Source organism: Streptomyces daghestanicus, assembly GCF_020521275.1.
GTDB classification, from domain to species: Bacteria; Actinomycetota; Actinomycetes; order Streptomycetales; family Streptomycetaceae; genus Streptomyces; species Streptomyces griseoviridis.
In genome coordinates this window covers 292,501-313,517 of the sequence record NZ_BNDX01000010.1, presented here as the reverse complement: position 1 = coordinate 313,517, position 21,017 = coordinate 292,501, and the positions used below count along the sequence as shown (strand labels likewise).

The window sequence follows — 21,017 nt, the reverse complement described above, 5'->3', positions numbered from 1 at the left end:
GGAGACGAGTGGTGCGGCCTGGTGACGTGGAGGAGGGGCCGTACGCGCGGGCCGGCGGGCGGCTGCCCGGCGACCCGGTGCCCGACCCCGGCCTCGGCGACACCCCGCCGCCCGCGCCGCCCGCGCCGGCCGCGCGGCGCCGTTGGCTCTCCCACGACCACGCCCTCGTCCGCCTGCTCCCGCCGGTGCTGATCGCCGTCGCCGTCGTCTACGACCTCGTCACCCCGCGGTACTTCACCGCCGGCCCCCTCTACACGGCGGCCCCCCTGGTCGCCGCCCCGCTGTACTCCCGGCGCGGCACCCTCCTCACCGGGCTGGCCGTGGTCGCCGCCGTGGTCGGGCTCCAGTTCGGCAAGGGCGTCGCCCACTACATCGACTCCGTCACCGAACTGGTGACCATCACGACCGTCGCCGGGCTCGCCGTCCTCGTCAACTCCCTGGTCCGCCGCACCGACGAGCGGCTCGCCTCCGCCCGCGAGATCGCCGAGGCCGCCCAGCGCGCGGTGCTGCCCGAGCCCGCCGAACGGCTCGGCGGCTTCGAGATCGCCGCCTGCTACGAGGCGGCGCAGGCGGACGCCTTCATCGGCGGCGACCTCTACGCGGTGCAGGACAGCCCGCGCGGGATCCGGATGATCGTCGGGGACGTCCGGGGCAAGGGGATGGGCGCGGTGGCGGCCGTCGCCGTCGTCATCGGGGCGTTCCGGGAGGCCGCCGAGCAGGAGACGACGCTGGAGGCGGTGGCGCAGCGGCTGGAGCGGGCGCTGGCCCGGGAGGGCACCCGGCGCGAGGGGCTGGACGCCTTCGAGGGGTTCACCACCGCCGTCCTCGTCGAACTCCCGCACGGCGACGGAGTGGCCCGCGTCGTCAACCGGGGCCATCCGCCGCCCCTGCTGCTGCACGCCGACGGCCGCCTGAGCGCGCTGGCCGCCCGGGAGACGGCGCTGCCGCTCGGCATGGGGGAACTGGGCGTCTGGCCGGACCGCGCCGAGGAGGTCCCCTTCCCCGGCGGGGCCACGCTGCTGCTCTACACCGACGGGGTGACCGAGGCGCGCAACGCCCGCGGCGAGTTCTACGACCCGGCGGTGCGGCTGGCCGGCCGCCGCTTCCGGCGCCCCGGGGACCTGCTGGACGTCGTCGCCGAGGAGGTGCGCCGGCATTCGGGCGGCGGGATGGCGGACGACATGGCGCTGCTCGCCGTACGCCGTCCGGACCATCACGAGCAGTGACCGCCCGATCCCCCTCCGCATAACAATTGACGAACGGTCAGCGCGCGGGAGGTGTGACATCCGAGGTGAGGATATGGCGAGAGGGGGTCAACTCGCCCCGTTTTCGCCGGTCGTGCGGCCTTGGTTCCAGGGGGAAAGGTTAATGATCAAGAGGAACGGCTTGGAATGGACGCCCCGCTTCTATTAACGTTCGATAACGCAGCGCGGTCGTCCCAGCCGTCACAGAAGGCGGCTCCGCGCGCACGCGCCGAATCCCGTGAGGGAACCGGGGAACCACCACCTTGGGGTGAATCGGGCGTACACGGCTGTGGCGACACGGCCCGTTTACGCGCGTAGGAGACCTTCCTGCTCCGAACCCGTCAGCTAACCCGGTAGGCGGAGAAGGAAGGAAAGGAGTACGCCCACGTGGCGTCCAACCGGCCTGCCCCCGAGGCCCCGTACCTGCCGACCCAGCGCGACACCGAGACGTTCGGCCACGGCGGCTTCCGCGCCGATGACGGTTCCTTCGACCACTCCTACGACGCTTTCTCCGCCGGTCCTGCGGCAGGCGGCCCGGCCGACGGCCCCTTCGAGGAGTGGAACCCCACCGCCGACACCGTGCTTCCCGTGCGCGGCCGGCACCGCGTCGCCAAGCAGCGTGGCGGACTCGCCCGCAGCTCCACCGTCCTCGGCGTCGGCGTCATAGCCGCCGTCGGCGCCGGCGGCATGGCCAGCGCGCAGACCGGCAAGCCGCCGGTGTCGATCTCCATGCCGGACCTGCCCTCCGTGGGCTCGCTCCTCCCGGGCGACGAGGACGACCGGGCCGGGACGGACACGGCCACCCCGCTCAGCAGCGCCGCCGGCGTCGTCACCGCCGCCGCCGACGACGACCGGAGCACCGGTACCACCGCCGGCCAGGCCCTGGTCGGCCGGATCATGGCGCAGGCCGAGGAGCAGCAGGACCAGGTCGCGGCCAAGGCCGCCGCGGAGGCCGCCGCCGCTGCCGAGAAGCAGGCCGCCGAGGCCGCCGCGAAGGCCGCGAAGGAGGCCGAGGCCAAGGCCGCCGCCGCCAAGAAGAAGGCGGCGGAGGAGGCCGCGAAGAAGGCCGAGGCGGAGCGGCTCGCCGCGCTGGCCAAGCAGTACACGCTGCCGACCTCCTCGTACACCATCACCTCCACCTTCGGGCAGGCCGGCGTCTACTGGTCCTCCGGTTACCACACCGGCCTGGACTTCGCCGCCCCCACCGGCACCCTCATCAAGGCCGTGCACTCCGGGACCATCACGGAGGCGGGCTGGGCCGGCTCCTACGGCTACCGCACGATCCTGACCCTCGACGACGGCACCGAGCTGTGGTTCTGCCACCAGTCCTCGATCAATGTCAGCGTCGGCCAGCAGGTCAGCACCGGTGACGTCATCGGACGCGTCGGCAAGACGGGCAACGTCACCGGCGCGCACCTCCACATGGAGGTCCACCCCGACGGTTCCGCGAGCGGCGTCGACCCGATGGCGTGGCTCCAGGACAAGGGCCTCAACCCCTGATCCGCCCTTCCGGGTGAGACCCCGGCGGCCCGGCCGGCGACCCCCGGTGCCAGGGCTGCCGGTTCACGGGCGGTACGGGTGCGGGTGCGGGCGGTACGCGGCGGGCTGGTAGGGATACGGCGCCGGGGCGGACACCGGTGCCGGGTGCCCGTACGCGGGCCAGGGCGGCGCGGTCACCGGGACGGCCCGCGGTGCCGTGCTCCGCGCCGCGTGGACCAGCGCCGGACCCGCCGTCTCGCGCCGCCGCCACAGCTGTGCCAGCAGCTCCCGCTCCCGTACGACGAAGTCGGCGCCCGCCCTGCCCCGGCCCGCCCGGCGCCGCAGGACCGCCAGTGACGTCGCGTACGCCTCGTACTCCGCCACCGTGCGGGCCGCCACCCGGCCGCCGTGCCGGCGGGCATGGGCGCGGGCGATCCGCCGGGCCCGCATCGAGCCGAGCGCGTACGGTTCGGCCGGGGTCAGCCAGCCGGCCACCGCGTAGGCGGGCAACTCGGTACGGACCGTGCGCAGGTCGCGCTGCCGGAGCCCCACCGCCAGCCAGGTCAGCAGGCCGAACGCGGGGACCATGAACACCACGTAGACGGCGAAGAAGCCGTACTCGCCGAGGGCCGAGGAGCCGTTCCACAGCGCGTGCGTGCCCATCGCGAGCAGCAGGCCAGCCGGCGGAAGCAGGGCCCGGCGGGCGCGCCGGCCCTGGCCGCCGAGCGCGGCCAGGCCGAAACCGAGGCCGGTGAACGCCGTGAACAGCGGGTGCGCGAACGGGGACATGACGATCCGGACGAAGAACGTCGCCGCGGTGACGGAGGCGATGCCGCTGTCGCCGGTGAGCCGGTCGGTGCCGAACGCGTTGCCCAGGTAGAGGATGTTCTCGGTGAACGCGAAGCCGGTGGCGGTGACGCCGGCCAGCACCACGCCGTCGAGCAGCCCGGTGACGTCCCGTCTGCGGAAGAGGAAGACCAGCAGGACCGCCGCGGCCTTCGCGGACTCCTCCACCACCGGCGCTATGACGGTGGCCCCCCAGGTGTCCGCGCCGGCCGGATCGGCGGTGGCCGTCGCTATCCAGCGGGTCGCGAAGCTGTTGGCGACGATGGCGATCAGCGCCGCCGCGCACGCCCCCCAGGCGAAGCAGAAGACCAGGTTCCGCCAGGGGCCGGGCGCCACCCGCTCCAGCCAGCGGAACGCGGCGATCAGCAGCGGCACGGGCAGGACGGCGAGACCGAGGCCGACCAGGAAGCCCTCGGTGCCGGTCTGCTCCCGCACCAGGGCCAGGATGACCAGACCGGAGAGCGCGAGCAGCGTCGTCAGGGCGCCGAACCGCACCCAGCGGCGCTGCCACCAGTGCGGGCCGCCGGACCGGGGCGGGGCCGTCGGGGGCGGGGGCGGGGAACTGGTGGCCACGGCATCGATCCTGACGAGACGAAAGGCGCCGTCCTGGCTTCAGGCGCCGGTGGGGGGCTGGTCCTGGTGCGGTACGCGGCGGAAGAGCAGGTCGTTCACCACATGTCCCTTGTCCAGTCCCTGACCCTCGAAACGGGTCAGCGGCCGGTGCGCGGGCCGGGGCGCGAAACCACCGCCGGGCCGGGTGTTCTCGAAGGCGGGATGCGCGGTGAGGACCTCCAGCATCTGCTCCGCGTACGGCTCCCAGTCGGTGGCGCAGTGCAGCACCGCACCCGGTCTCAGCCGGGCCGCGGCGAGGGTGAGGAACTCCGGCTGGATCAGCCGGCGCTTGTGGTGCCGCTTCTTGGGCCAGGGGTCGGGGAAGTAGACCCGCAGCCCGGACAGCGAGTCGGGGGCGAGCATCTCGCGCAGCAGGATGACCGCGTCGCCGTTGCCCACCCGGACGTTGGTCAGGCCCTTCTCCTCGGCGAGCGCCAGCAGATGGCCCTGGCCGGGGGTGTGCACGTCGACCGCGAGCACATTGGTCCCCGGGTCGGCGGCGGCCATCTCGGCGGTCGCCTCGCCCATGCCGAAGCCGATCTCCAGGACCACGGGCCGGTCGTCACCGAACAGCTCGGGCAGGTCCAGGACGCGCTGCCCGTCGATGTCCAGGCCCCACACGGGCCACAGCCGCCGCAGGGCGTCCGCCTGCCCGGCGGTGACCCGGCTGCGCCGGGGCTGGAAGCTGCGGATGCGCCGCTCGAAGTGGGACCCGGCGGGATCGGCGCGGGGTCCTTCGGGGAAGCGGGGCTCGCCCGTGCGGCGCGACGGCGGCTGCCGGGGGGGTTCGGGGGTGGGGTGCGAATCAGACACAGTGGATCGATCTTACGGTCGTGAGGGCGCTGCCCGGTGCGCGGTGGCGCGGTCGCCGCCGGACCGGCCCAGCGCGGTCAGGGCGCGGCGGGCGACCTCCCGGCCGATGGGGAGCGCGGCGGTGGCGGCGGGCGACGGCGCGTTGAGCACATGGACCGCGCCGGGTGTCTCGCGGATCAGGAAGTCGTCGGCCAGCGTGCCGTCCGCCAGCACCGCCTGGGCCCGCACCCCGGCCGGCGCCGGCACCAGGTCGTCCTCCGTCACCGCCGGCAGCAGCCTGCGGACCGCCGAGGTGAACGCCGCCTTCGACAACGAGCGGCGCAGCTCCCCCGCGCCGTACCGCCAGTGCCGGCGGGCCAGGTGCCAGGAGCCCGGCCAGGCGAGGGTGGCGGCCAGCTCGCGGGGCCGGACGGTGGCCCAGCCGTAGCCCTCCCGGGCGAGCGCGGGCACCGCGTTGGGGCCGAGGTGGACGCTGCCGTCGACGCCGCGGGTGAGGTGCACGCCGAGGAACGGGAAGGCCGGGTCGGGGACCGGATAGACCAGGCCGCGCACCAGCTCCGGGCGGGCCAGCTCGTAGTACTCGCCCCGGAAGGGGACGATCCGCATGCCCGGGTCGTCGCCGGTGAGGCGGGCGATCTCGTCGCAGTGCAGCCCCGCGCAGTTGACCAGGACCCGGCCGCGGACCACGTCGCCGGAGCGGGTGCGGACCGCCACGCCGTGACCGGGCCGGCGGTCGATCCGGACCACCGCGCCGCCGTAGCGCAGCTCCGCGCCGGAGGCGGCGGCGAGCTGCCGGGCGACGGCCACGTAGTCGCAGACGCCGGTGGTGCCGACGTGTATGGCGGCCAGGCCGCGGACCTGCGGTTCGTACTCCGCGATCTGGGCGGGGCCCAGCTCCCGGACCGGTATGCCGTTCTCCCGGCCGCGCTGGACGAGGGCGTGCAGGCGGGGCAGCTCGGCGCGGTCGGTGGCGACGATCAGCTTGCCGGTGACGGCGTGGGCGATGCCGTACTCCGCGCAGAACTTGACCATCTCGGCGGCGCCGCGCACCGCGTACCGGGCCTTGAGGGAGCCGGGGCGGTAGTAGATCCCGCTGTGGATCACCCCGCTGTTGCGGCCCGTCTGGTGGCGGGCCGGGCCCGGCTCCTTCTCCAGCACCGTGACCCGCGTGCCCGGCGCGGCGCGCGTGATCGCGTGCGCCGTCGACAGGCCGACGATCCCGCCGCCGATCACCAGCACGTCGCAGTCGTACGTGTCCGCGCTCCGTGGCCGCACCTGCTTCACCTCCCGGGTTCGATAGTGCCTTGCGCCACTGACAACGCCCTCAAACCCGGCAGCCGCCGCAGGCTCAGGCGGGTGCCATCAGCAGCGGGCGGGCGCGCTCGCGCAGCTCGGCCACGCGCGGCTCGTCGCCGTACGGCTCCAGGCGGTGCAGCAGGTCCTTGACGTACTCGGTGGTGCGGGCGGAGGAGATCCGGTTGGCCACCTCGACCGCGCGGACGCCCTGCTCGCAGGCCGCGTCCAGGTTGCCCGACTCCAGCTCCGCGACCGCGGACACCACCAGCCGCAGACCGTGGCTGCGGACGAACTCCTCGGTGGGCCTGGAGAGCGCCTGCTCGGTGAAGCGGCGGACCTGGCGGGGCGCCTTCAGGTCGCGGTAGCACTCGGCGGCGTCGGCGGCGAAGCGGTCGTAGGAGTAGAACCCGAGCCAGTTCGGGTCGTTGTCCCCCGGGCGGGCGCGCTCCAGCCAGCTCTCGGCCGCCTTCAGCGCCCCGCCGGCCGCGTGCGCGTCGCCCGCGCGGGCGTGGGCCCGCGCCTCGACCAGGCGGAAGAAGCTCATGGTGCGGGCCGTGGCCAGGCCCCGGTTGCGCTCCAGGGCGGCCTGCGCGAGGTCGACGCCCTCGTCGCCGAAGCCCCGGTAGGTGGCCTGGAGCGACATCGACGCCAGCACGTACCCGCCGAGGGGGACGTCGGCCGCGGCGCGGGCCAGGCGCAGCGCCTGGATGTAGTACCGCTGGGCGGCCTCCTGCTGGCCGGTGTCGAACGCCATCCACCCGGCCAGCCGGGTCAGTTCCGCCGAGGCGCCGAACAGGGCGCGGCCGACCTCGTCGGAGTAGGAGCCGAGCAGCAGCGGGGCCGCCTCGACCCGCAGGCACTCCGGCACCATGGACGAACGCCAGTCGCCGCCGCCGTACTTGGAGTCCCAGCGCCGCGCGTCCTCCGCGGCCTCGCGCAGCTTGCGCACATCGCTGTGGCCGACTTTGAGCGGTGCGGCGGAGCCCTCGGCCGGGCCCGCGTCACGCGCCACCGAGCTGTCGGCCGGGGTTATCAGCCAGCGCGAGGCGGGCGTCGCGTACGCGCTGACCGCGAACGACCCCGCCAGTGACTGCCATATGCCACCGGAACCGGCCCGGCGGCCGGCCAGGTCGAGCCGGTACAGTTCCGTCGCCGTGCGCACCGCCTGGCCGACGTCCCGGGGGAAGGCGAGGCCCACCTCCGGCGCGGGGTCCGCGTCCGCCAGGCCGATCTCGTGCAGCGGCACCGGGCGGCCGAGCTTCTGGCCGATGGCGGCGGCGATGAGGTGCGGGGCCGCACCTTGCGGCACCATTCCCTTCGACACCCAGCGCGCCACCGACGTCTTGTCGTAGCGCAGGGTCAACCCGCGTTGCGCCCCGAGGTCGTTGACGCGCCGCGCGAGTCCTGCGTTGCTGATTCCCGCGAGGGCGAGAACGGCGCCGAGTTTCTCGTTCGGCCCGCGTTGCTCCCTGGACATGCGCCACCCCTCGACACAGACGGCTGCCGCGCTGGCATAACCATGCGGCATTCGTAAACCCAGCGTAGTTCGCCGCATCCCAAGCGTTAAGGGGCATTGTTCCGGATGGCGGGATTGTGGTCCGTACGGAAGTGCGGGGTCTGTACGGACTGTTGCGGCGTGCTCCCGGTGTGTGGCCGTGCGCCCGTGCGTGCGCTCTGGTCCGGCCACCGGGGGAGCGGTTCCATGGGCGTTGCGTGGGTCGGCCCGCTGTACTGGATCCAGTGGGCTGGGGGACACCGCCGCCTCATATCCCCGCGGGCGGCGGACCGGTCCGGGGGGCGCGTCCCGCCTCCCGGACCGTGCGCGGTGCGGGGGTGCGCGGAGCCTGGCAGAGCGTGTACGGAGCGTGTTCGAACGCGGTCATGGCTCCGCGAATTGGCTGAAAATAAGCTCCGTCGGTTCGCGTGTACTACCGCTTCTACCACGGCAGTTGAGGGCGCGTTGGGCGTCCTTGGGGCGCACGGTGGGGGCGCATTCGCGTCGCAGGGGCGACCGCCGGCACGGGTGGCCGGGGTCGCGCGAGGGCATACCGAAGGTGTGGCCGCAGGTGGGTGAGCGGCTCCGCCGACGCTCTGGCACGCGCCCTTCATGGCAGCATGGGGAACCAGTTCGTACGGTGCACTGGTTTGTCCACAGGCTGTGGAGGCGTCGATGCGGTGGTTGGTGGGGTGGAGCAGCGCCGCCGCGGGGGTCGCGGGTGCCCTGGGAGGCGGCGCCTCCGCCGGGGCCACCGGGTACGACGGGGAGACCGTGCAGCCGGTCGGCTCCCACCTCCTGTGGGGCGATCCCGACCCGCTCTGGGCGGTCGGTGACTGGCGGCCCGACGAGGTGCGCGTGGTCAGCGCCGACCCGCAGACCCGGATCGCCGTCCTCGGCCTCTGCGGGGCCAGCGACGAGCAGTTGCGGGTCGCCCTGTTCGCCGCGCGCGGCGGGGCGCTTCGGCACCTGACCGCCTGGCCGGGCAGTTACACCGCCGTCGTCCAGGTCGGGCGGCGGATCATGGTCTGCGGCGACCTCGCGGGCGCGCGTCCCGTCTTCCACACCCCCTGGGCCGGCGGCACCGCCTACGCGACCGCCGCGCTGCCGCTCGCCGACCTCGTCGAGGCCAACCTCGACTTCCCCTACCTCGCCGCGCTGCTCGCCGCCCCCGACGTACCGGCCGCCCTGGACGACTCCACCCCGTACGACGGCGTGAAACGCGTTCCGCCGGGGCACGCGCTGATCCTGCGCGCCGGGGCGCGCGAGATCGCCGGGTACGAACCGGTGGCCTCCCTCGCGGTGGCCGCGCCGCCCGCCGATCCCGAACGGGCGGTGGACGGCGTGCGGGACGCGCTGGTCGAGGCGGTACGGACCCGGCTCGCCGCCCCCCGGCACGTGCCCGGCAACGGCATCGACCCCGGGCCGGTGCCCGGCATGGGCCCCGCGGAACGGCGGGCGGCGCGCGGGATGCCGGTGCCGGGGATCGGCGCGGACCTGTCGGGCGGCCCGGCGTCCGGGACGCTGGCGCTGCTGGCCGCGGGGCTGCCGGGGATGCCGGGGACCGTGCTGGGACACGGCACGGGCGCGGGGGAGCGGCTGCTGGCCGTCACCTTCAACGACCTGGCGGTGGGCGGGCGCGAGGCCGAGCTGGAACGGGCGGGCGCGCTGGCCGCCAACCCGCGGCTGCACCACGTGGTGGTGGCCGGCGGCGCGGAGGTCCTGCCGTACGCCGAGCTGGACGGGCCGCTGACCGACGAACCGGCGGCCTGCCTGGTCTCGGTGGCGCGGCACCGGGCGCGGCTCGCGGCGGGCAGCGCGGACCACTTCACGGGGTACGGGGCGCGGGAGGTGCTGGACGCGCATCCGGCGCGCCTGGCCGACCTGTTGATGGACCGCAGGCGGCGGCATCTGGTCCGGCCGGTCGCCGCGCTGGCCAAGGCCGACGGGTCGGTGGGGTCGGTGATGGTGCCGGCCCGGGTGTACGGGGCGGCGCGGCGGCTGTCGCGGACGTCGTACCGGGCGGGGCTGGACGGGCTCGCGGAGCAGTTGCGGGCGCGCGGCCCGGTCCTGGACGGCGCGGAGGACGGGGCGGTGGGCGCGTCGCTGGCCGCGCTGAGCTGGGGCAGACCCGGTCCCGCGGCGCGGTGGGTGACGGGAGAGGCGCTCGCAGAGGTATCGGTTCGTCTTCAGACGGCGGCGCGGCGGTCGGCGCTGGGACCCGGGCAGCGGCCCGGTGACTTCCGGGCGCGGGCGGCGCTGTCGCGGCAGGCTGCCCAGGTGCGGGTGCTGGAGCAGGCGGCGGAGATCCGGTCGCAGCGGCTGCACACGCCGTTCCTCGACAACCAGGTGGTGCGCGCCTGCCGGGAACTGCCGGAGGCGCTGCGGGTGCGGCCGGGGGCTCGGGCGGCGATCCTGCGGACGGTGCTGGAGGGAGCCGGGGTCCCGGAGGTGCCCGGGGGGTGGGGCACGCCGGTGCAGGGAGTGGCGGCGCGGACCGCGCGGGCGGGGCTGCGGTCCGCGGCGGACGCGCTGATGGACGTGTTCGACCGGCCGCTGCTGGCGCAGGCGGGGCTGGTGGAGGCGCGGGTGGTGCGCAAGGCGGTGCGGGCGGCCGCGGCGGGGGAGGCGCTGCCGCTGGACGGGCTGGCGGACCTGATCTCGCTGGAACTGTGGCTGGGGCGGCTGCTGGCCCGCCGGGGCACCTGCTGGACGGGAACCCCGGCCCGCGCGCGAGCGGTACCGGGCGGCATCGCACCTCGCCGGGGGGCGCTGGCCTCCGGCGGTTGACCGGGGGTGCGGTGCGTCTATGTCCTTTATGTCCTTCGTCAAGCGAGCTGTGGGCTCCGTGACTGGTAGCAGGTTCCGTCGCGGAGCATGGCGAACAGGACGCTGATGCGGTGACGGGCGAGGCGGAGGAGGGCCCGGAGCCTGCGGCGGCCTCGGCGGGGTGCGGGGTGCGGTGGGGTTCGGTGCGGGGTGCGGTGCGCGGTGCGGTGGGGTTCGTGCGCGGTGCGGTGGAGTGCCTGCGGGTGGTGTGGGGTGCGGTGTGATGCCTGCGGCGCCTGTGCGGGTGGTGGGGGTGCGCGTAGCGCCTTGTGCGGGCGGGGTGGGTCGGGCCGGGGTGGGAGGTGTCCGTCGTAGGAACGGTGCGGCATCGGTTCTCTGCGGTGGTGAACGGGGTCGACGCGCCGACCGCTGCGGGCGGACACCCCCCGGCCCCGTCCCCTCCTCGCCGTACGCGACCGCGGCTCTCGCCCGGCTCCGGTGACCCCCGGCCGACCCACGCGTCGGGCTGCGCGCCGGGTGGGCTGGGTGTGCGGTCGGGCTTCGCGCTGGGTGGGTCGGGTGTATCTGTGGGCTTTGTGTGGCGTGGGCCGGGTGTATGTCCGGGCTCGCGCCGGGTGGGCTGGGTGTGCGGTCGGGCTTCGCGCCGGGTGGCCGGGTGTACTGCGGGCTTCGTGTGGCGTGGGCCGGGAGTACGTCCGGGCTCGCGCTGGGTGGGTCGGGTGTACGTCCGGGCTTCATGTGGTGTGGAGTGTGCCGTTGTCCGGTTTCGCGCGCCGATGGGCTGCGAGTGGGTCCGGTCTCGCGCCGGGTGGGCTGGGTGTGCGTCCGGCTTCGTGAGGCGCGCTGTTACTGCGTCTCAGCGTGCGGCGCGGGTGGCGGCGGTGTCCGGCTGCGCGTCGCGCGGGCGGTGCCCAGGTCTTCTCTGCGCCGGTGCTGGCGTGCCGTGTCCGGCGCAGCCGGGCTGCTGCCCCGCCCCACCGCGGCTGTGACGCGCCGGGCGGAGCGGCCGACTCCACCCCACTGCGGCTGTGACGCGCCCGGCGGGGCGGGCCGGCCCGCCTCACCGCGGGCAATCGTGCCGCCAAGGGCGATGGGGGCCCCTGCCTGAGCGAAGCCGAGAGCTTGGGGGAGGGCGGGCGCGGCGGCACCCCGCTCGCGCCGGCCCGTGCGACGCCCCCGCCTCAGCCGCGACCCCGGTCACCACGTGACGTCGGCCCGCGCCACGCCCCGGCCTCAGCCACCACGCCGGTCACGAGACGCCGCCGACCCGCGCGACGCCCCCGCCTCACACGCAACCCCGGTCACCACATGACGTCGGCCCGCGCCACGCCCCGGCCTCAGCCACCGCGCCGGTCACCAGGTGAACGCGGCCGGCCCCGACCACAGCCCCGCTCAGCAGACGACACCCCGCGCCCGCGGCTACGTACAGGTGAACCGCGACTCCACCCAGTCCGCCAACGCCAGACGATCGAACGCGCCCTCCGGCTCCACGACCAACCGCACGGACTCGTGCCCCGCGATACCGACCCGCACCGGCACCGCCGCGTCCCCGCCCTCGACCACCGCCGACCGCCACAGCCGCACCCCGTCGCCGAAGACGGAGAACCGGACCCTGCCCAGCTTCATCGTCAGGTCGTCGACCCCGACCAGCGCGTCGTACGACGTACAGGAACGGTTGAGGTCGATCGTCACGGAGGACCTGCCGTGCACCGTGACCCCGTGCGCGTACCGCTCCCCGCCGATCCGCGCGTCGGGCCGCTGCCACGCCCAACTGCTCTCCCCCATCCGCATCTCCGGCTCACTCCCGTCCCCGGCGATGTCGTACGACAACTCGCTCAGCTGGTAGACGGCCGGCGCAGCGGAAGGCGTCGGAGCCGGACTCTGCGGAGGCGTCGGAGCCGGACTCCGCGGAGGCCTGGGAGCCGGCGTCGGTGTCGGAGTGGGAGTCGGAGGCGGAGGCGGAGTAGGGGTCGGCGTGGGTGTCGGTGTCGGCGTAGGAGTGACCGTCGGCGTCGGTTCCACCGGCTCCGGCGTCCGCTCCACCGGCTCCGGCTCCGGCGTCGGCTCGGCCGGCCGGACCACCGGCGACGACTTGGGGGGCGCCGCCTCCGGCTCCGGTCGCTCCTCCGGCGTACCCCCCGTCAGTGCCATGACCACCGCCGCGACGGCCGCCGCCACCACCCCCGCCGCGATCCCGGCCTTCACCGGCGCGCCCAGCCCCTCGGACGCCGCCGCACCCCCGCCCCCGCCGGCCCCACCCGACGTACCGCTCGCGGCCGCCGCCGCCCCGGCCGCCCCCGCACCGGCGCCACCGGCGATGATCCCGGCCGCCTTGGCGTACCCGGCGGCACCGAACCACCCGATGACCGCGACCGGCACGACCGCCGGGATGCCCCCGGCGACCTCCGCGATCTGGCTGGCCGCCAGCCGGCACTTGGCACACTCCTCCAGATGCTTGCGCAGCCCCCGCTCGGCCCGGGTGCGCAGCCTGCCGCGCGCGTAGGTGCCCAGCCGGTCGGCGTACCGCGCGCACTCCTCGTCGGCGGCGAGGGCATCGCTGACATGGGCCTGGAGGTACGCCTGCCGCAGCCCTTCCCGGGCCCGGCTCGCCAGCACCCGCGTGCCGTTGGCGTCCAGCCCGAACAGCGTCGCCACCTGGCTCGGCGACTCCTCCTCGACCTCGGTGTGCCACAGCACCGCCTGCCACCGCTCGGGCAGCGAACGGAACGCCCGCATCGCCATGGACTGCTCGGCCTCGTGCATCGCCCGGACGTCCGCGCCCAGTTCGAGCGTGTCGTCGGCGGCCGTCGACGCCGGACGGGCGGCCTGCGCGGCGAACACCGCGAAGTCGTCGACGAGCTGCTCGCGCCGCGCCGACCGCGTCCACCCGGCGGCGACCCGCCGCACGCTGGTGAGCAGGTACGCCCGGACCGCGTACTCGGGGCCGGAACCGCCGCGCACCGCCTGGAGCACCCGGGCGAACACCTCGGCCGTCAGGTCCTCCGCGGTGTCGGCGTCCCGGCAGCAGGTGCGGGCGTACCGCCGCACAGCGTCCGCGTGGCGCCGGAACAGCTCCGCGTAGGCCGTGTCGTCGCCCCCGCGCAGCCGCTCGATCAGCTCGGCGTCCGACGGCGGCACCTCGCGCGGCGGCGGCAGGACGCTCTCGCCCCGCGGATCACGCTGGGGCGGGACACCCTCCGGAGATACCTCCTGGAAGACACCCTCGTGGGAGGCACCCTCCTGGGGGACGCCCGCCGCCTGCCCGTCCTGCGGCAGGTCCTCCGGCAGGTCATCGGATTCCGGGTCCCCGTCATCGGGTGAGCCGCCCCGCCTGTCAACGTCCATCGCGGTAAGCCCCCGCCACCTGCCCGACCGATCCGAATACCGGATCAGGCTGTCACAGAGGCTCACCGGCAGGAACAGGCGGTACCGAGCATCACTCGTCCGTGGGATTTCACCGCCAGGGAGCAATGATCTTCATCCGCGTGGGGAAACATCATGGCTCCCCCGGCGACCCCTGGGGCCTGTCGTTCGGATCACGCCGGTGAGCGGGGCCTGGCACGCGCACCTGCCGCGTTGTCGTCACTCGCCGGCGCTCCGCGTCGACTCCCTCCTCCGCCTCGCATCCGCACGCACCAGGCCCCGCTCACCGGCGCGAGGAAGGCGCAGCCGATTCCCCGCGAGCTGATCCAAACGACAGGCCCCAGCGGCGAGGCCCGTGACCGCCTCACGCCGGCCGCGACCGCAGCCCCTCCAGCAGGATGTCCAGCAACCGCGCCGACGCCGCCGCCTGCTGGGCCGCGTCCGGCAGCGAGGGCGCCGCCGTGGCTATGACCAGCAGGACGTCCGACACCGACACGTCCGGCCGCAGCTCACCCGCCGCGCGGGCCCGCTCCACGAGCCGGCCGACGACCTCCAGCAGCGCCGCCGCACCCGCGTCGTCCTCCAGGGCGACGGCCGCCGCGGGCTCCTCGGGCACCAGCCGCAGCTCGCCCGAGCCCGGCTGGTGCCGCTGCTGCGGTACCCGGTGCTCGTCGGCCGCGCCACCGTCGGCGGGCTCGTCGGCCACGCCCACCCGCAGGATCTGCGGCGGCAGCAGCCTGCCCGCCCCGGACGCCACCGACGTCCGCAGGAACCGGGAGAGCGCCGACCACGGCTCGTCCTCCTGCCCGAGCGCCGCCCGGGCCTGGTCGGTCAGCCGGGTCGTCTCCTCCTCGGCTATCCGGCGCACCAGCACGTCCTTGCTGGGGAACCGCCGGTACACCGTGCCGACGCCGACCCGGGCGCGCCGGGCCACGTCCTCCATCGGCGCGCCGTACCCCAGCTCACCGAAGACCTCACGCGCCGCGCGCAGCACGTGTTCCAGATTGCGCTGGGCGTCCACGCGCAGCGGCGCCGTGCGCGCGCCGTCCCCGCGACCACCGCCCGCCGCACCCGACGTCGTACCCCTCGTACCCGCCGCCGCGCTCATCGTGCCGCCGGCGGCGACAGTGGAGGCGGACGACCAATGAGAGCCCTGAACATGCATAGACAATCCCCCGGTAATGACGTCTCCCCCCGGAGACACTCCCCGTCATCGGAAGCCGGAGCGTGTGCGGAACAGGCCCGCGTCCCGGGCCGCCCGTCGCGGGCCCGATGAGCGCATCCCCCCTACACTCCGTCGAGACGAACATAGTTGAGTGGGAGTCAATTCAGAAGGGGCAGGTTCCGCACGGCGCGCACCCCGATCGGAGTACGGGCCCGATATGCCCCCGACGACCTCCTCGACCGTCCCCGGACCACCCGTGCTGACCTGCGTACTCGGTTCCGGCATCGACGATTCGGCCAACCCTGCCGACCCTCGGCCACCGGTCATACGAATCGCCGGGCCTGTGGACAAACGCAAGCGCCGGGTGCGTCATGGGATGGTGAAGGAACGTGCGCGCATTCTCGTTGTCGGCGGCGGCTACGTCGGGATGTACACGGCCCTGCGCCTCCAGCGGAAGCTCAAGGGCGAACTGCGCCGGGGCGAGGCCGAGATCACCGTAGTGGCCCCCGACCCCTATATGACGTACCAGCCGTTCCTCCCCGAGGCGGCGGCCGGCTCGATCTCCCCGCGCCACGTGGTCGTCCCGCTGCGCCGCGTCCTCGACCGCTGCCGGGTCCTCGTCGGCGAGGCCGAGTCCGTCGACCACGCCCACCGCACCGCCGCCGTCACCACCCTCGCCACCGAGGAGGAGGGCCGCGGCGCGCACCGCATGCCGTACGACGAGATCGTCCTCGCCCCCGGCTCCGTCTCCCGTACCCTCCCCGTCCCCGGCCTCGCCGACCACGGCATCGGCTTCCGCACCGTCGAGGAGGCCATCGGCCTGCGCAACCACGTCATCGAGCAGATGGACATCGCCTCCTCCACCCGCGACCCCGCCCTCCGCGACGCCGCCCTGACCTTCGTCTTCGTCGGCGGCGGCTACGCGGGCGTGGAAGCCCTCGGCGAACTGGAGGACATGGCCCGCTACGCCGCCCGCTCCTACCACAACATCGAGCCCGACGACATGAAGTGGATCCTGGTGGAGGCGTCCGGCCGTGTTCTGCCGGAGGTCGGCGAGGAACTGGGCCGCCGCACCGTCACCGAACTGCGCCGCCGCAACATCGACGTACGCCTGCGCACCCGCCTGGAGTCCTGCGCCGACCGGGTCGCGGTCCTCAGCGACGGCTCGCGCTTCCCCACCCGTACGGTCGTCTGGACCGCCGGCGTCAGACCGCACCCCCTCCTCGCCGCCACCGACCTGCCCCGCACCGGGCAGGGACGGCTGGAATGCACCCCCCAGCTGACGGTCGAGGGAGCCCCGCACGCGTGGGCGGCGGGGGACGCCGCCGCCGTCCCCGACGTCACCGCCGGCGTGCCCGGCCGGATGTGCGCCCCCAACGCGCAGCACGCGCTCCGCCAAGCCAGGGTCCTCGGCGACAACATCGCCCACGCCCTGCGCGGCGAACCCCTGGAGACGTACGCCCACCGGTCCGCCGGCTCCGTCGCCTCGCTCGGCTTCCACCGGGGCGTCGCCCAGATCCGGGGCCGCCGGCTGACCGGCTACCCGGCCTGGTTCGTCCACCGCGCCTACCACCTCAGCCGCGTACCGACCGTGAACCGCAAGGCGCGCGTGCTGGCCGAATGGATGCTCTCCGGCCTCTTCCAAAGAGAGATCGTCTCCCTCGGCTCGCTCGAACATCCCCGAGCAGAATTCGAACGCGCGGCCGGGGGAATCCCTCCCCAGGAGCCCCCGCGCAACCCGAAGGGGTCGTCCTGACCGGACCCAGGAACTCCACCGCCCGGCCCGGCGTCTGACGGATGTCGACCCGGTCGGCACCCTGCCAGACTGGTCCACACCACCGCGGGCGGCCGCCGCTCGCCCCGCGCGGCCCCCGCCGGCCCCGGTGCCGGCCGCCGACGACTACCCGAGGCAAGGATTCGTGAACTTCACGCGCTGGAGCGCCCGACTCCCCGGAACACAGCGCCGCGCCGCGGCGCGGACCGACACCACGGTCTCACCGGGCCGACGGGGAGAGAGCCGGCCGGAGACCTCCGTGCCCGCCGCCCGCGTCGAACAGCTGACCGACGAACCCCCTCCCGTACCGGCCGTCGACGACCTCCCCGTCCGCGACGTCCTCGACCGCGTCCCGGCCCTCGTCGCCCTGGTCCACGGCCCCGACCACCGCATCGCCTACGTCAACGACGCCTACACCGCCGCCTTCGGCGTCCCCCCGCTCGGCCAACGCGCCCGCGAGGCCCTGCCCGAACTGGCCGAACTGGGCCTCTTCCCCCTCCTCGACCAGGTCCAGCGCAGCCACAAGCCCCGCACCCTCAAGTCCCGCAAGGCCCCCGACGGGCGTTCCTACACCTTCACCTGCGCTCCCGTGGGCGACGGCGCCGGCGGCGGAGACGGCGGCGTGCTGGTCTTCGCCACCGACGTCACCGACCATGCCGAGGCCGCCGAGCGCCTGCGTGCCAGCGAGCGCGGGCAGCGCGAGACCGCCGTCACCCTCCAGCGCTCCCTCCTCCCGCAGAAACTGGAGGAACCCGACGACCTCCGCATCGCCGCCACCTACCACCCCGGCGGCACCGAGGCCGCCGTCGGCGGCGACTGGTACGACGTGATCACCCTCGGCGGCGGACGCACCGCACTCGTCATCGGCGACGTCATGGGCCGCGGCGTCCGCGCCGCCGCCGTCATGGGCCAGCTCCGTACGGCGGTCAGGGCCTACGCCCGCCTCGACCTGCCCCCGCACGAGATCCTCCAGCTCCTCGACGGCCTCGCCGCCGAGATCGACGCCAACCAGATCGCCACCTGCGTCTACGCCATCCACGACCCCAACGAGGGCCGGCTGCTGTACGCCTCCGCGGGGCACCTGCCGATCCTGGTCCGCGACGAGAAGGGCACCGTCCACCGCGCCGACGAGCCGACCGGCCCCCCGCTGGGCACCGGCGGCTGGGTCCACGCCTCGGGCTCGATCGCCCTCGCTCCCGGCTCCACGGCCGTCCTCTACACGGACGGCCTGGTCGAGCGCCGCAACCAGGACCTCGACGAGGGCATCGAGGCCCTGGAACGCGCGCTGGCCGGCGCCCGCGGCACGCCCCAGGTGATCTGCGACCGCCTGGTCCGCTCGGCGGGCGTCACCCCGGAGCACGACGACGACGTGGCCGTCCTGGTCCTCCAGCACCCGGCGCGCACCGGCCCCGAGCACGACCTCTTCCGCAACGCCGCGCTGGAACTCCTCGGCGGCGTGGAGGCCGCGCCCCGCGCGCGTGCGTTCGCCTCGGGCGTCCTGACCAGCTGGAGGTTCCCCACGGAGCTGCACGACCTGGGCGTCCTCGCCGCCAGCGAGCTGGTCGCCAACTCCCTCCAGCACGGCACGCCCCCGATGCGGCTGCGCCTGCGCCGCACCGACCGCCGCCTGATCATCGAGGTCACCGACGGCGACGACCACCTGCCCCGGCGCCGCCGGGCGGAACCGGGCGACGAGTCCGGCCGGGGCATCGCCATCGTCGCGACCATCGCCTCCGGCTGGGGCAGCAGACACACGCCGGGCGGCGGCAAGGCCGTCTGGTGCGAGTTCGCCCTGCCCCGCCCGTGACGCTCCGCCCGGTCACGCCTGGGCAGGCTCCTCCGCCTCGGCGGGCGTGCCGCCCTGCCGCACCACCCGGGTGGCCCGCAGCGACCACGGCCGGTCCTGCACCTGGGTGAGCCGCTGCCCCAGCCGCACCGCCAGCGCGGTCATCAGCAGCGAGAACAGCAGGAAGACGACGATGTACGGGCCGGGCAGCGCCGCCGCCAGCGGCCCGCCCACCGCCGGTCCGATGGCCAGCGCGAGCTGCTTGACCAGCGCGAAAGCGGAGTTGTACTGCCCCGCCATGCCCTCCGGCGCCAGATCGGCGACCAGCGGCACCAGCGTCGGCGAGAGCATCGACTCGCCCAGACCGAACAGCGCGTACGTCGAGACGAACGCGGCCGTCGCCATGGTCTGGCTGCCGTGCCCGAGCCCGGCGTACCCGGCGATCGCCCAGGCCACGGCCCAGATCAGCCCCACGGCCGCGATCACCCGCGACCGCCTGCGCCGCTCCACGAACCGCAGCACCGCGAACTGCGCGACCACGATGGCGAGGGTGTTCGCCGCCAGCGCGGTCCCCAGCGCGGACGTCGAGATCCCCGCCGCCTCCACGCCGTACGCGCTCAGCCCCGACTCGAACTGCCCGTAGCACGCGAAGAACAGGACGAAGCCCAGCACCAGCAGCTGCGTCATCGCCCGGTTCCCCAGCAGCTGCCGCCAGCCGCCCTTCGCACCTTCGGGAGCGTCCGCGACCCGCGGCGCCCGTGGCATCCGCACCGTGGCCAGCACACCGACCAGCAGCAGGAACATCGCCGCCTCGATGCCGAACAGCAGGGTGAACGACGCCGGGCTGGAGGTGTCGACGAGATGCCCGCCGATCAGCCCGCCGATACCGAGCCCGAGGTTCTGGAGGAAGAACTGCAGGGCGAACGCCCGCGACCGTGTCTCGGCCGGCGAGCAGTCGACGATCATCGTCGCCAGCGCCGGCTGCATCACGGCCTGCCCGGCCCCGAGCAGCGCGGCGGACAGCAGCACGGTCGCCGCCTGCCCCGACACCCCCAGGCTCAGCGCCCCGACCGCGGCCACGACCAGGGCGGTGAGCAGCACCGGCAGCGGGCCGCGCCGGACGATGGCCCGTCCGGCGAACGGCAGCACGACCAGCGCGGCCACCGCGAAGACGGCGAGCACGAGCCCCGCCGTCACGGAACCCAGCCCCCGCACCTGCGCCACATAGACGTACAGGTAGGGGACGGTGAAACCGAGCCCGAACGCGCTGAGTGCGTTGCCCACATGGATCCGGCGCATCGCAGCGCCCATCGCCCTGGTCACGTTCACCTCTCTCACGAGTTAGGAGTGAAGACTTCGATACTAAACTTCGATGCTAAAGACTATATTCCGAAGGACTTCAAGGCAAAGCCATGCCGTGCCATACTGCGACCCATGGGCGACACCTCAGCTGCCGGAGAGCCGACACTCGAAGAACAGATCGCCGCCTACCAGCGCGAGTTCCAGGACCTCGACCCCCAGGTCGAGAAGATCGTCTCGGCGCTCTCCCGGCTGAACCGCCGCATGAACGTCGCCTACGGCCGTCAGACCGCCGACCTCGGCATCAGCAACGCCGACTGGGAGGTCCTCAAGGCCCTCGTCCTCTCCGGCGCCCCCTACCGGATGGGCCCGGGCGACCTGGCCAAGCGCCTCGGCCTCACCCCGGCCGCGATGACCCACCGCATCGACCGCATGGTCACCGAGGGTCTGGTCACCCGGGAGCGCGACGAGTCCAACCGGGTCCGCGTCATCGTCGAGCTGACGGGCGGCGGCCGGGAGAAGTGGCTGGAGGCGATGCGCCTGGCCTCGGTCTTCGAGGAGGACCTCCTCCAGGACCTCTCCCCGGACGAGCGGACGGCCCTCGGTGAGGTCCTCACCCGCATCCTGCGCCGGGTCGAGCACGACCAGCCGGACGCCGGCGGCCGGCTCAGCGACCTCGACTAAAGATCTTGACAGGCGATGCTTGACGGCCCCCGTCCCGATCTGTAGGGTTCTTCGAGTTGTCGCAGCGCCGTAACGGTTGTGCGGCAGCGCTTCCGCCGCAGCAGCGGCACCTCACACACCACCAGCACGACCTCCCCTCGGGATCAATTCGACGTGCCCGAATTAATTCTCGAACTCCGATTTTGGAAACAGGGAGCGGGTCCGCTAAGGTTTGAGACGTCGGAACGGCCCAACAGCCGGGAAGGCAAACCCCCTCTGACTGGGAATCAGGCCCGAAAGGATCTGATAGAGTCGGAACCGCCGGAAAGGGAAACGCGGAAGCGGAAACCTGGAAAGCACCGAGGAAATCGGGTCGGAAAGATCTGATAGAG

Annotated in this window: 13 protein-coding genes and 1 riboswitch; of the genes, 6 read left to right on the top strand and 7 right to left on the bottom strand. The window is 74.4% G+C overall.

The annotated features are described in order from the left end of the window. Positions 1 to 11: 11 nt before the first annotated feature. Both Sdagh_RS20400 and Sdagh_RS20395 read left to right on the top strand, forming a co-directional pair. On the top strand, positions 12 to 1,226 hold the full coding sequence (locus tag Sdagh_RS20400; RefSeq protein ID WP_226535480.1) for a PP2C family protein-serine/threonine phosphatase: 1,215 nt from the start codon (positions 12 to 14) through the stop codon (positions 1,224 to 1,226). Positions 1,227 to 1,461: 235 nt separating this feature from the next. Continuing rightward, positions 1,462 to 1,619, top strand: a riboswitch (cyclic di-AMP (ydaO/yuaA leader). A gap of 12 nt (positions 1,620 to 1,631) precedes the next feature. After that, the gene (locus Sdagh_RS20395) at positions 1,632 to 2,744 is read left to right on the top strand and encodes a M23 family metallopeptidase (protein WP_189417172.1); all 1,113 of its coding nucleotides are present in this window, start codon (positions 1,632 to 1,634) and stop codon (positions 2,742 to 2,744) included. A 63-nt stretch (positions 2,745 to 2,807) separates the two neighbouring features. Here Sdagh_RS20395 and Sdagh_RS20390 read toward each other — a convergent pair whose 3' ends face one another. The 4 genes from Sdagh_RS20390 to Sdagh_RS20375 all read right to left on the bottom strand — a co-directional run bounded on the left by Sdagh_RS20390 (position 2,808) and on the right by Sdagh_RS20375 (position 7,767). After that, entirely contained in the window at positions 2,808 to 4,142 is a 1,335-nt protein-coding gene (locus Sdagh_RS20390; protein WP_190076877.1) for a PrsW family intramembrane metalloprotease, read from the bottom strand. Positions 4,143 to 4,181: 39 nt separating this feature from the next. Next, complete coding sequence (gene trmB / locus Sdagh_RS20385; RefSeq protein WP_189417174.1) at positions 4,182 to 4,994, bottom strand: tRNA (guanosine(46)-N7)-methyltransferase TrmB; 813 nt, start codon at positions 4,992 to 4,994, stop codon at positions 4,182 to 4,184. Positions 4,995 to 5,006: 12 nt separating this feature from the next. Further along, complete coding sequence (lhgD, locus tag Sdagh_RS20380) at positions 5,007 to 6,278, bottom strand: L-2-hydroxyglutarate dehydrogenase (protein ID WP_190076876.1); 1,272 nt, start codon at positions 6,276 to 6,278, stop codon at positions 5,007 to 5,009. Between the two features lie 64 nt (positions 6,279 to 6,342). Continuing rightward, complete coding sequence (locus tag Sdagh_RS20375) at positions 6,343 to 7,767, bottom strand: NsdA family TPR-like regulatory protein (protein WP_189417179.1); 1,425 nt, start codon at positions 7,765 to 7,767, stop codon at positions 6,343 to 6,345. A gap of 693 nt (positions 7,768 to 8,460) precedes the next feature. On the opposite strand from Sdagh_RS20375, the gene Sdagh_RS20370 reads away from it, so the two are divergent. Then, positions 8,461 to 10,575, top strand: coding sequence for an asparagine synthase-related protein (locus tag Sdagh_RS20370; RefSeq protein WP_190076875.1), 2,115 nt, complete (start codon positions 8,461 to 8,463; stop codon positions 10,573 to 10,575). Positions 10,576 to 11,994: 1,419 nt separating this feature from the next. Here the strand turns inward: Sdagh_RS20370 and Sdagh_RS20365 are convergent. Further along, the gene (locus tag Sdagh_RS20365; RefSeq protein ID WP_190076874.1) at positions 11,995 to 13,920 is read right to left on the bottom strand and encodes a sigma-70 family RNA polymerase sigma factor; all 1,926 of its coding nucleotides are present in this window, start codon (positions 13,918 to 13,920) and stop codon (positions 11,995 to 11,997) included. 382 nt (positions 13,921 to 14,302) lie between these two features. Beyond that, positions 14,303 to 15,103 (bottom strand): TetR/AcrR family transcriptional regulator, encoded by an 801-nt coding sequence (locus Sdagh_RS20360; RefSeq protein ID WP_189417186.1) that lies wholly within the window; start codon positions 15,101 to 15,103, stop codon positions 14,303 to 14,305. Between the two features lie 376 nt (positions 15,104 to 15,479). On the opposite strand from Sdagh_RS20360, the gene Sdagh_RS20355 reads away from it, so the two are divergent. Both Sdagh_RS20355 and Sdagh_RS20350 read left to right on the top strand, forming a co-directional pair. Further along, positions 15,480 to 16,859, top strand: coding sequence for an NAD(P)/FAD-dependent oxidoreductase (locus tag Sdagh_RS20355; RefSeq protein WP_190076873.1), 1,380 nt, complete (start codon positions 15,480 to 15,482; stop codon positions 16,857 to 16,859). 163 nt (positions 16,860 to 17,022) lie between these two features. Continuing rightward, positions 17,023 to 18,684 (top strand): ATP-binding SpoIIE family protein phosphatase, encoded by a 1,662-nt coding sequence (locus Sdagh_RS20350; protein ID WP_189417192.1) that lies wholly within the window; start codon positions 17,023 to 17,025, stop codon positions 18,682 to 18,684. Positions 18,685 to 18,696: 12 nt separating this feature from the next. On the opposite strand, the gene Sdagh_RS20345 is transcribed toward Sdagh_RS20350, so the two are convergent. Further along, positions 18,697 to 19,974, bottom strand: a complete 1,278-nt coding sequence (locus Sdagh_RS20345) for an MFS transporter (RefSeq protein WP_189417293.1) — start codon at positions 19,972 to 19,974, stop codon at positions 18,697 to 18,699. Positions 19,975 to 20,097: 123 nt separating this feature from the next. Between Sdagh_RS20345 and Sdagh_RS20340 the strand changes: the two genes are divergently transcribed. Continuing rightward, entirely contained in the window at positions 20,098 to 20,646 is a 549-nt protein-coding gene (locus Sdagh_RS20340; RefSeq protein ID WP_189417195.1) for a MarR family winged helix-turn-helix transcriptional regulator, read from the top strand. The last annotated feature ends 371 nt before the right edge of the window (positions 20,647 to 21,017 follow it).

Excerpts from the sequence above, each read along its gene's own strand:
- Sdagh_RS20375 (WP_189417179.1), bottom strand. The coding sequence starts at position 7,767 with ATGTCCAGGGAGCAACGCGGGCCGAACGAGAAACTCGGCGCCGTTCTC.
- Sdagh_RS20370 (WP_190076875.1), top strand. The coding sequence starts at position 8,461 with ATGCGGTGGTTGGTGGGGTGGAGCAGCGCCGCCGCGGGGGTCGCGGGT.
- Sdagh_RS20365 (WP_190076874.1), bottom strand. The coding sequence starts at position 13,920 with ATGGACGTTGACAGGCGGGGCGGCTCACCCGATGACGGGGACCCGGAA.
- Sdagh_RS20360 (WP_189417186.1), bottom strand. The coding sequence starts at position 15,103 with ATGCATGTTCAGGGCTCTCATTGGTCGTCCGCCTCCACTGTCGCCGCC.
- Sdagh_RS20355 (WP_190076873.1), top strand. The coding sequence starts at position 15,480 with ATGGTGAAGGAACGTGCGCGCATTCTCGTTGTCGGCGGCGGCTACGTC.
- Sdagh_RS20345 (WP_189417293.1), bottom strand. The coding sequence starts at position 19,974 with ATGGGCGCTGCGATGCGCCGGATCCATGTGGGCAACGCACTCAGCGCG.
- Sdagh_RS20340 (WP_189417195.1), top strand. The coding sequence starts at position 20,098 with ATGGGCGACACCTCAGCTGCCGGAGAGCCGACACTCGAAGAACAGATC.